This window comes from Carnobacterium sp. (assembly GCF_040274425.1).
In genome coordinates, this window is the sequence record NZ_JBEMBC010000006.1 from 22,793 (window position 1) to 33,904 (window position 11,112).

The window sequence follows — 11,112 nt, forward strand, 5'->3', positions numbered from 1 at the left end:
TTTCTCAATGTAGGCTTATCCCTTTAATACGTATAAAAAGCCTCATTCTCCAACCTACTCAAGAGATGAACAAAAGAGAAACTGATTAAAATTACGGCTAATAAACCATAGCTTTTCACAGTTTCTCTTTGTATTTTTCTGATTATATTTCTGAAAGGATATTTTTTACAAAAGCTTTAAACGTATGCTTAACACGTTGAGTCGTTTCAACAACTTCTTCATGATTTAATTGAGCTTGCATCCCTGCTGCTAAATTAGTGATACACGAAATACCGATTACTCTCATGTCAGCGTGTTTTGCTACTATAACTTCAGGAACGGTTGACATTCCTACTGCATCTGCTCCGAAAAGACGAACCATTTTTATTTCTGCAGGTGTTTCATAAGTAGGTCCAGAAAATCCGATATAAACGCCTTCTTTTAAATCGATATTCATATCTTTCGCTACAGAACGGACAGTTTCTTGATACGCTAAATCATAGGCATGACTCATATCCGTAAAACGTGGACCCATAGAGGCATCATTTGGTCCAATTAAAGGATTTGTGCCTGTATAGTTGATTTGATCTGTAATCATCATCAATTCCCCAGGTGTAAAGTCAGTGTTGACTCCACCAGCTGCATTCGTAACAATTAACGAATGAATACCTAAGGCTTTCATTACACGGATTGGAAAAGTTACTTCTTCTAAAGAATAGCCTTCATAAAAATGAAAACGCCCTTGCATAGCTAGTACTTTTTTACCACCAAGTGTTCCATAGACTAATTGTCCAGCATGTCCTTCTACAGTTGAAACAGGGAAATGAGGAATTGTACCATAAGAAATTGCAATTGCATTTTCAACTTCGTCGCCCAATTCTCCTAATCCTGATCCTAAAATTAAACCGATCTCGATATCTTGAACGCCTTTTTCGAGGATATAATTTTTTGCTTCATTTACTTTATTTAAAATTGCGGTAGTCATAACCGTCCTCCATTAATTCTTTTTTTAGTTTAATTCCTTTTAGTTTAATTCCTTTAAGAAACTCTTCCCAAAACCAGTATCTTGAACATTGAAGTTTTCTGCAATAGTTGCTCCAATATCTGCAAAGTGTCCTTGAGGAATTTCGCCATGCCCTTTCATGGATGGGGAATACGCTAGTAAAGGAACATATTCTCTTGTATGATCTGTTCCAGGAGCTGTCGGATCATTTCCATGGTCAGCTGTAATCAACAGTAAATCGTCTTCTTTTAATTTCCCAACGATCTCATCAATTCGATCATCAAATTCATCTATTGCTTGACCATAGCCAACAACATCGCGACGGTGCCCAAATTTGGCATCAAAATCAACAAGATTCAAGAAACTAAGGCCTTCAAAATCTTTGTCCATAATGGTCAACAATTTGTCCACACCATCCATATTGTGTTCCGTACGTACAGAATCAGTAATGCCTTTTCCATTATAGATGTCATTGATCTTACCGATTGCGATCACTTCTTTGCCAGCTTCACTTAAATGATTCAAGACAGTTTTTCCAAAAGGATCTAACGCATAATCATGACGTCCACTTGTTCTTGTGAAATTACCCGGTTCTCCAATGTATGGGCGAGCAATAATTCTACCAATCATATAAGGATCATCTTTTGTAATATCTCTTACAAATTGACAAATACGGTATAACTCTTCTAATGGGATAACTTCTTCATGAGCTGCAATTTGTAACACAGGATCTGCTGAAGTATAGATAATCAAATCTCCTGTTTCTAATTGGTGCTGTCCATATTCATCAAGGATAGCTGTCCCACTTGCAGGCTTGTTTCCTACAATTTTACGGCCAGAAAAGTCTTCAATTTTTTTTAATAAATCATCTGGAAAACCTTCCGGGAAAACACGGAAGGGAGTTTGAATATTCAGCCCCATAATTTCCCAATGGCCAGTCATAGTATCTTTACCTACTGATACTTCTTCTAGTTTAGTATAATACCCTAGACTATCTGCCACACTGCGAACATCTTTCAACGGTTTAATGTTTCCAAGCCCTAATTGTTCTAGATGAGGTATCGTTAGGCCAGCTTCTTGCGCAATATGACCTAAAGTATCGCTTCCTAAATCATTAAATTTATCAGCATCAGGCGCTTCTCCAATACCGACTGAATCCATAACGATTAAATGCACTCTTTTATATGACATTCGTTTTTCATCCTCCTAATAATAGGTTTCTACAGTTTCATTATAGTAAAAAGTACACAAGAAAGCGAGTAAAACTCTGAATACTTTATTTTTCAAGCTCTGGGATGATAGGTTTTGTAAACGCTTGACATCCTTTGTTTGGTAATATGAGTATATATTTGAGTTGTGGAGATATCTGAATGACCTAACAACTCTTGTACCACTCTTAAATCAGCACCATTTTCTAATAAATGTGTCGCAAATGAATGACGCAACGTATGAGGTGTCACTTCTTTTTCTATCCCAGCTTTTTTTACGATTATTTTCAAGTTTTTCCATACGCCTTGTCTGGTTAATTTACGCCCATGATGGTTTAGGAATAAGTGCGGTGAACGCTGACCTTCTTTTTCTAATTTTGTCCGGCTATACCGCAAATACTTTTCAATCCATGTGATTGCCAGATCGCCTAAGGGAATAATTCGTTCTTTATCACCCTTACCAATCGTCTGAATCAATCCAAGTGATAAATGCAAATCATCTAATTTCAATTCTGTTAATTCAGAAACTCGCAAACCGGTTGCATACATCACTTCAAGCATTGCACGATCTCTTAATCCTAGTGTCTCTCCTGTATTCGGAGTTTCTATTAAACGATCTACTTCTTTAATAGACAATACTTTTGGCAATTTTTGTGCTTTCTTTGGTGTGTCAATATGTAACATCGGATCACTTTGAGATATTTGTTCCTGTTTTAAAAATTGATGAAATTGTCTTAGGCAAGAAACCATTCGAATAATAGTACCTGCTGATTTTTCTTTTTCTTTTAAATCCTGCAAAAATGACAACACAGTATATCGATCAATTTGATTCCATTCGGTTACCTTGATTTGTTCAATAAAAATCAAGTATTGTCTGATATCTCTTTTATAGCTTTCAATTGTATTTTTTGAAAGACCTCGTTCGATTGTAAGAAAACGTATATATTCTTCTATATCTTCATTCAATTTCTTCACCTCTATCTCATTAAAAATACTATCCTGAGTGAAACACAAAAAGAAGGCAAGAACACTTTGTGAACTGCCTTCTTTAGTTTATTCATTATCTAGTTCTATTTGATCTTCTTCATTTTCTACTTTAGTTACGGGTGCAACAAGTTTTGTTTCGCCATCTTCTTGCACGATTAAACGTTGTTTCATTAAATTGCCAATAGCACGCTTAAATTGACCTTTGCTGATTCCAAATCGATCAGAAATGTCTTCTGGCGAACTTTTGTCGGTATAAGGGAAGCTTCCAGTTTTGGTTCTTTCTAATATGGCCATCAACATTGCAGCGTCGTCTCCGATAGCTTCATAAGCACGCGGCATTAAGGAAACATTTATAACACCATCTGGTCTAACACCAATAACACGTCCTGATACAACTTCTCCTAAACGCGGTTCGTCTTTACGTTCTGAAGGATGAATGAATCCAATTTGATTATCTTCTGTCAAAATAAAAGTTCCAATCATTTTCAGACGGTAAGCTGTTCCTTTGATATTTTGATTGATTAGTTCTTCTGTTCCTTTTTTTGCTAGTGATTGATATACTTCATCACTTGCTAGTTCTCCCCACATACGGTCTTTATCATCTACTTTTATTGTTATCAGTAAACGGTCACCTTTTTTAGGCCACAGTTGTTTAATTGTAGGCAACTCGTCAAGTGAAACAACTAATTCTTTATCGGGTAAGCCTACATCTACAAATACACCTAGATCTTTACGTGTATCTATAACCGTTCCCCATGCGTAATGTCCAACTTGAGCTTTAGGTATGTCTTGAGTCAACATAAAGTCTTTATCCATTGAGATATAAGCAAAACCTTCAACGGTATCTCCAAGTTTGTACTCCATTCCTTCTGCTTTATCTAATTTATAGGTTACTCCATCTTTTTGTACAAAAAACGCATCCTCGTTTACATCTGTAACAAGACCTGTAATAACTTTTCCTAATGATTGATTCATATTTTTTCCTCCATAAGTTTCAAAATAATCTTTGCATTTTTGTTCTACTGATCCATCTCCTTCATTTTATAGGAAAAAGAAGAAGATGGGAAGTAAGGAACAATTTATCCAAAGCAAGTTTACCATATTTTTTTTATGTAAACTAAATAATAAATTACTCAAAAAAACTCCCTATCGGATCTAAAATCAATCCTCAAGAGAGTTTTGTTTAGTTAATTGTGATTAGATTGCTGTTGTAGCTCCACGATAAACAATTCCGCGACGTGAGTCAACAGTAATTAATTCATCATTTTCAATAAGTGTTGTTGCATTTTCAACATTCACAATTACAGGAATGCTCATTGCAATAGCAATAACAGCTGCATGACTAGTCAAACCGCCTTGTTCTACTACTAAAGCTGATGATTTTTCAATTGCTGGCAAGTAGTCTTTATCTGTTGTTTTAACAACTAAAATTCCACCTTCAACAGCGTTTTTATTTGCTTCTTCAGCACTTGTTGCGACAGTTGCTTTACCAATAACAGCATCTGATCCTACACCTTGACCACTAGCTAATTTAGTTCCAATTAATTGGATTTTCATTAAGTTAGTTGTTCCACGTTCTCCAACTGGTACACCAGCAGTAATGATGATTAAATCTCCTGCAGAAGCAAATCCAGTTTCTTGAGCGATTTTAGTAGCTAGATTAAACATATCATCAGTTGAACCAGGTTTTTCAGAAACTACTGGAGAAACTCCCCATGTTAATGCTAAACCACGCATTTGACGTTCTGTAAACGTAACAGCAACAATGTTAGCTTTTGGACGATATTTTGCAATCATGCGTGCAGTATGTCCAGATTCAGTTGCTGCAACAATTGTTTGAATGTTCAAGTTACGAGCAGTATGTCCTACTGATTGACCAATAGCTTCAGTCATATCTGTTTGGCTGTAAGCTTTTAATGCAAATGCATCTTGGTTTACTAATGCTTCTTCTGTACGAATAGCAATACGTGCCATAGTTTGTACAGCTTCAATAGGGTAATCCCCAGCAGCAGTTTCTCCAGAAAGCATAATAGCATCTGTACCATCAAAGATAGCATTTGCAACGTCACTTGCTTCCGCACGAGTTGGACGTGGGTTTTGTTGCATTGAGTCTAACATTTGTGTAGCTGTGATAACTGGTTTACCAGCTTGATTACATTTTTGGATAAGGGCTTTTTGAACGATAGGAACTTCTTCTGTAGGAATTTCAACTCCTAAGTCTCCACGTGCAACCATTAATCCATCTGAAACTTTCAAGATTTCGTCAATGTTATCTACGCCTTCTTGGTTTTCAATTTTAGGAATAATTTGAACGTGAGTCATGTTTTCTTCTTCAAGAATTTGTGTGATTTCTAATACATCACTTGCACGACGTACGAAACTTGCAGCAATATAGTCAATATCATTTTCTAAACCAAAACGAATATCAGCAGCATCTTTATCAGTAATACCTGGTAAGTTAACAGATACTCCTGGTACGTTAACACCTTTTTTGTTTTTCAATGTTCCTGGGTTTTTAACTAAAACAACAATTTCACCATTTGCATGGTCTAAGTCTGTTACTTCAAGATCCACTAAACCATCATCTAATAAGATGTGAGTTCCAGGGTTTACATCATTGATCAATTCAGGGTAACTGATTGAGAATTTTTCTTTTGTTCCTTCAACTTCTGTCATTGAGATGCGAACAACGTCTCCTGCTTCAAAATCCACACGACCATCTTTCATGTTGTGTGTACGCATTTCAGGACCTTTTGTATCTAATAGAATTCCTACCATTTTGCCAGTACGTTTTGAGGCTTCGCGAATGTTTTTGATACGTGCACCATGCTCTTCAAAATCACCATGTGAAAAATTTAAGCGGGCTACATTCATACCTGCATCTATCATTTGAACCAGTTGTTCAACTGTTTCACTTGCTGGACCAATCGTACATACAATCTTCGTTTTTTTCATTCTATTATCTCTCCCAACAGCAATTTTTTATTACAATTTTTTTAAAGTTTGTAATTCGTTTAATAAGATATTTCTTGATTTAATTTGTATAAGCTGACATCAGGCATATGTTTTTTTGTTTTCAAGGTTTCAACAATATCATTTTCAACAATTTTATTGTCTACAATTCCTATACATAATCCGCCCTTACCAACTTTTAACAGGTCAACAGCTCTCGCACCAAAAACACTTGATAATACTCGGTCACGAGCAGTTGGAGAACCTCCACGCTGAACATGTCCTAGAACTGTAACACGAGCTTGATAATCACCAAATTTTGATAATTCATCTGCGAAGTCGTTTCCATTCATTACGCCTTCAGCTAAAATAATGATACTGTGTTTTTTCCCACGTTCACGGCCTTTTTGAATCGTGCTTGAAATTTCTTCCATATTAAATTCTGTTTCAGGAATAATAATTTGTTCTGCTCCTCCTGCTACACCAGTCCATAATGCGATGTCCCCTGCATTACGTCCCATAACTTCAATAATGAAAGTGCGCACGTGACTTGTTGCAGTATCACGGATTTTATCAACAGAATCTAATACAGTGTTAATAGCCGTATCAAATCCGATACAGAAATCAGTACCTGGTATATCGTTGTCGATTGTACCTGGTAAAGCTACAGTTGGATAGCCGTGTCTAGTTAACGCAGCAGCTCCCATATAAGAACCGTCTCCGCCAATAACTACTAAACCTTCAATCCCAAATTTATTTAGTTGTTCAATACCTTTTAATTGACCTTCTTCAGTAGCAAATTCAGGATAACGAGCAGAATAGAGAAAAGTTCCACCTCTCGAGATCTTATCACCTACATCTCTACGAGTTAATTTACGTATATCACCAGCTACCAAACCAGCATAGCCATAGTTAATACCATATACTTCCATACCTTCATAAAGACCTTTACGTACAACAGCTCGAATAGCTGCATTCATTCCTGGAGCATCTCCACCACTTGTCAAAACAGCGATACGTTTCATATTGACTTCACCTCATAAAATAGATTAAAGTAAAACAGCTCTTCTAAACAACTCATAACTAGTATCATCTAAAAAATCTTTTTACTCATTACACATATATATTCTAGCACAAATCATTCTTTCTTCAAACTTACAAACATAAGCTCAACTGCTATTCTACCATTTTTATAACGTCTTGTCTTTTTAAAAATCAGTTTTTATTAAAAAAATACTTATATTTAACTATTTTTAATCACAACATTTTCTTTCCCTAGTAACTCTTCCAATTGTTCTATTAATTCAGGTGTATCATGGATCCAATTTTCTTCTGCTAAAACGATTTTTTTATTTGTTTGTACATAATAGAGAACGACCGGTATATTCCCTTTTGCCTTCATCATTATTCTTTTCATGTTTTCTAAGGTGTCACTGGTATTTTGCACCTCTTGTATCCGTATAAAACACTTTTTAGTAGTATAACTGTCCATTACTCTCTCAACATCTTCCATTTGACTGACAATCATTTGAGGCGTATCTTCTCGTTTTGAATCAACTTTCCCAGAAACATATAAAATAGACCCGTTATTAAGAAGATCAATAAATTGACGATATTTTGTTGGGAAAAGCGTGAGCGAACAATCTCCAGAAGTGTCACTAATTGTTACGAAAGCCATGGACTCGCCTTTTTTCGTGCGGATTTTATGCACATTTTTTACCATACCTATAATTCTACTTGTTTTTCCAACAGTCAACTCGCTTGTGTACTCAACTTGTTTCCATTGTCTCAGCTGATCATACTTTTCAGTTGGGTGACCTGACAAATACGTGCCTAAGTACTGTTCTTCTGTTTCTAATTTTTCTTCAAGCGTTAAATCTGGAGCAAATTCATATTTGGGTTTTAATAATTCAAATAAATCAATATTGTTTCCACTCATTTTTATACTTTGAACAATTCCATCAACCGAAGCTAAAAGAGCCCCTCTAGTGTAATCAAATTGATCGAATGCTCCTGCGTAGATCAAGGGTTTAATGTATTCTGGCTTCAACCATTTTTTATCTAATCTTTTGAGAAAATCAATCAAATCTAAATATTTCCCATCGCTTTTTCGATTTTGGATCATTTCGACAATCATATCTCTTCTTAATCCCTTGATTGAATTGAAACCAAATAAAATATCCTTTTCAGTTAATGTAAATCCGCTAAAACTCGTGTTGATATTAGGTGGAATAACTTTTATTTTTCTTTTCTTTGCTTCAATAATGTATTCTTTCATCTTTGCAGAACTATTTAGGGCTGAATTTAATAGCGCCACAAAAAAAGCATTTGGGTAGTGCGCTTTTAAATAGGCCATCTGATACGCAATGAATGAGTAAGCTACTGCATGGGAACGGTTAAACCCATAATTCGCAAATCGTTCGATATAATCATAAACCTGCATGGCCACTTCTTTAGTGTAGCCTAATTGGTTTGCACCAGAAATAAAATGGTGTCTCTCTTTATCAATAATTGATTTTTGTTTTTTCCCGATCGCTCGTCTTAAAATATCCGCTTGACCTAATGTGTACCCACCCATTTTGGCAGCTACCTGCATGACTTGTTCTTGATATACCATTACACCATAAGTGACCGCTAATATTTCTGACAAGCTTTCATGAGGGTATTCTATGGAAAGGACACCTTTTTTTCTTTTAATAAATGTATCGATTTGTTCCATTGGGCCTGGACGATACAAAGCATTTACGGCTGCGATATCTTCGATTGAAGAAGGCTCTAATTTACGAAGAACGTTTTTTATTCCAGTAGATTCAAATTGAAAAATTCCCACCATATCTGCTTGACGGAATAATTGCAGAGTCTCTTGGTCTTGCATTGGAATAGTCAAAAGATCCAAGCGTTTTCCAGTTTCCCTTTGGACAATTTTTAGCGTACTGTCAATAATCGTTAGATTTTTCAATCCTAAAAAGTCCATTTTTAACAACCCGATTTCTTCTACATTTCCCATCGGGTATTGTGTTAATAGAATTTCTCCTCCACCTTTTTGCAAAGGAACATACTGAGTTAGTGGGTTATCACTGATAACGATTCCTGCTGCATGTGTGGAAATATGTCGAGGCAAACCTTCAATTCTTTTGGCTGTTTTAAATAGCAAGTTGTTTTTATCATTTTCTTCAACTAATTTCCTGAGTGTTGCTGATTCTTTATAGGCTTTTTCTAAAGTGATACCCAATATTTTTGGAATGGCTTTTGACCACACATTTGCTTCTGAAGGGCTTAGCCCAAATACTCGTGCTACATCTTTTAGAGCCATTTTAGCTGCTAATGTTCCAAAAGTAGCTATCTGAGCAACATGATTTTGACCATACTTATTTTTTACATAATGCAAAATTTCTTCACGTCGATTATCAGGGAAATCCAAGTCTATATCAGGCATTGTATACCGTTCTTCATTCAAAAACCGTTCAAATAATAAATTGTACTCAATTGGATCAACATCTGTGATTTCCAGCAAATAAGCCACCAAAGATCCAGCTGCTGAACCTCTGCCTGCACCCGTAACAATTTTTACTTTATGAGCATAAGCCATAACATCCCACACAATTAAAAAGTAATCTTCAAATCCCATTTTTTGGATAACGGCTAACTCATAATCTAATCGCTTTGTGTATCGCTCATCTGGTTGAGTTACTCTCAACGTTAACCCTTTTAGGCATTGTTCTTTTAAAAATTCCGTTGTCACTGTGTCTTTAGGTAAAGGAAATTTTGGCAACAATTGTTGATGCAAGGATATATCTGCATCAATCATTCCAGCTATCTCGTTGGTTCGTTGAGCAGCTTGTTCCAAGTCGTTATCTTTAAATAGCTTTTCTACCTCATTGCTTTCAGGCAAATAATACTCGCCTTCTTCAGCTTCCTGTTGATTGGAGAGGATCTCTCCCTTATTGATCGCTCTTAATACTGTAGTGCCAAAGTCGTCAGTTGAATCCATATATCGTATATCTTGCATAGCAACTGTTAAAGTGTTCGTTTCATTTGCTAGTTCGTTTACTGCATCTTTGATTGGTTTAAGTTTTTGATGCAACTGTATACCAAGATAAAACTGTTGCTCAGGAAAAGCAGTTTGCCATTTTTTTACCACTGTTGTTGCTGATTTTTTTTCGTCTTGAAGTAAAAAGGTTTCTATTTCCCCTTTTTCTCCAGGTGTTACTGCGATTAAATTTTGACTATATTGACTTATTTGTTCAATTGTAAGGCGTTCATTTTCAGCTAATAACATTTTTTCACTTGAAAGAGCCATCAAACTTTCATAGCCTCTAGCATTTTTAGCTAATAAAATAATTGAATACGTCTCATCGTTATTTACAATGCCGCCAACATCTAACGTTAACCCTAAAATGGGTTTGATCTGATGTTTTTTGCACATTTTATAAAAGTCGACCATTCCATATAAGACATTGTGGTCGGTTAAAGCAATCGCTTGATAACCTCTTTCTTTTGCTCTGACCACTAGCTCTTCAATTGAAGTTGTACTTTGTAATAAACTATAAGAACTAATAACTTGTAATTGTACAAATGACATTTTGTCACCCCATTCTAACTCATTACTATCTATTATACCCTTCTAAGATTCGTATACGCAAACCTTCTAAAAAGAACTTTTATTCTTGCTGCACTATCTTAAAGTAGACGAAGACCAAAAAAACCCACTTACTTTTGCTTTACAAAGTTTTTGAAAGTGCTAAAATGAACGAGTAAAAGAAGAGAGGTTATATCATGAAATATTTAGTGACATTATTTTGGGGATTCCTTATAGGACAAGCTGTAAATTACATTGGTAGTTCATTATCAAGCGGCTCGTATGACTTTGTTACAGCATCTGCTATTGGATTATTCATTGGCGTTATGGTTATTTTAATTGCCAAGTCTTTTCCTAATCAAAAACACGGACATGCAGCTAAATAAGCTTTTTATAAACAAAAA

8 protein-coding genes are annotated in these 11,112 nt (G+C 35.6%); 1 reads left to right on the forward strand and 7 read right to left on the reverse strand.

The window, feature by feature from the left end:
- Positions 1–142 precede the first annotated feature (142 nt).
- The 7 genes from ABS911_RS02230 to dnaE form a co-directional block, all read right to left on the reverse strand.
- Complete coding sequence (locus ABS911_RS02230) at positions 143–964, reverse strand: purine-nucleoside phosphorylase (protein WP_350466095.1); 822 nt, start codon at positions 962–964, stop codon at positions 143–145.
- Positions 965–1,003: 39 nt separating this feature from the next.
- On the reverse strand, positions 1,004–2,173 hold the full coding sequence (gene deoB, locus ABS911_RS02235) for a phosphopentomutase (RefSeq protein WP_350466096.1): 1,170 nt from the start codon (positions 2,171–2,173) through the stop codon (positions 1,004–1,006).
- Between the two features lie 92 nt (positions 2,174–2,265).
- Positions 2,266–3,156 (reverse strand): site-specific tyrosine recombinase XerD, encoded by an 891-nt coding sequence (gene xerD, locus ABS911_RS02240; protein WP_350466097.1) that lies wholly within the window; start codon positions 3,154–3,156, stop codon positions 2,266–2,268.
- An 87-nt stretch (positions 3,157–3,243) separates the two neighbouring features.
- Positions 3,244–4,152: a CvfB family protein gene (locus ABS911_RS02245; protein WP_350466098.1), complete on the reverse strand. Its 909-nt coding sequence runs from the start codon at positions 4,150–4,152 to the stop codon at positions 3,244–3,246.
- A gap of 222 nt (positions 4,153–4,374) precedes the next feature.
- A complete protein-coding gene (pyk, locus tag ABS911_RS02250) occupies positions 4,375–6,132 on the reverse strand; it encodes a pyruvate kinase (protein ID WP_350466099.1) in 1,758 nt (585 codons plus the stop codon).
- A gap of 59 nt (positions 6,133–6,191) precedes the next feature.
- The gene (gene pfkA, locus ABS911_RS02255; protein WP_350466100.1) at positions 6,192–7,154 is read right to left on the reverse strand and encodes a 6-phosphofructokinase; all 963 of its coding nucleotides are present in this window, start codon (positions 7,152–7,154) and stop codon (positions 6,192–6,194) included.
- Positions 7,155–7,372: 218 nt separating this feature from the next.
- A complete protein-coding gene (dnaE, locus tag ABS911_RS02260; RefSeq protein ID WP_350466101.1) occupies positions 7,373–10,711 on the reverse strand; it encodes a DNA polymerase III subunit alpha in 3,339 nt (1,112 codons plus the stop codon).
- A gap of 194 nt (positions 10,712–10,905) precedes the next feature.
- Between dnaE and ABS911_RS02265 the strand changes: the two genes are divergently transcribed.
- Complete coding sequence (locus tag ABS911_RS02265) at positions 10,906–11,094, forward strand: YjzD family protein (RefSeq protein WP_350466102.1); 189 nt, start codon at positions 10,906–10,908, stop codon at positions 11,092–11,094.
- The last annotated feature ends 18 nt before the right edge of the window (positions 11,095–11,112 follow it).

What these genes read in the sequence shown, in the direction of transcription:
- ABS911_RS02230 (WP_350466095.1), bottom strand. Translation starts at nt 964, where the DNA reads ATGACTACCGCAATTTTAAATAAAGTAAATGAAGCAAAAAATTATATC.
- deoB (WP_350466096.1), bottom strand. Translation starts at nt 2,173, where the DNA reads ATGTCATATAAAAGAGTGCATTTAATCGTTATGGATTCAGTCGGTATT.
- ABS911_RS02245 (WP_350466098.1), bottom strand. Translation starts at nt 4,152, where the DNA reads ATGAATCAATCATTAGGAAAAGTTATTACAGGTCTTGTTACAGATGTA.
- pyk (WP_350466099.1), bottom strand. Translation starts at nt 6,132, where the DNA reads ATGAAAAAAACGAAGATTGTATGTACGATTGGTCCAGCAAGTGAAACA.
- pfkA (WP_350466100.1), bottom strand. Translation starts at nt 7,154, where the DNA reads ATGAAACGTATCGCTGTTTTGACAAGTGGTGGAGATGCTCCAGGAATG.
- dnaE (WP_350466101.1), bottom strand. Translation starts at nt 10,711, where the DNA reads ATGTCATTTGTACAATTACAAGTTATTAGTTCTTATAGTTTATTACAA.
- ABS911_RS02265 (WP_350466102.1), top strand. Translation starts at nt 10,906, where the DNA reads ATGAAATATTTAGTGACATTATTTTGGGGATTCCTTATAGGACAAGCT.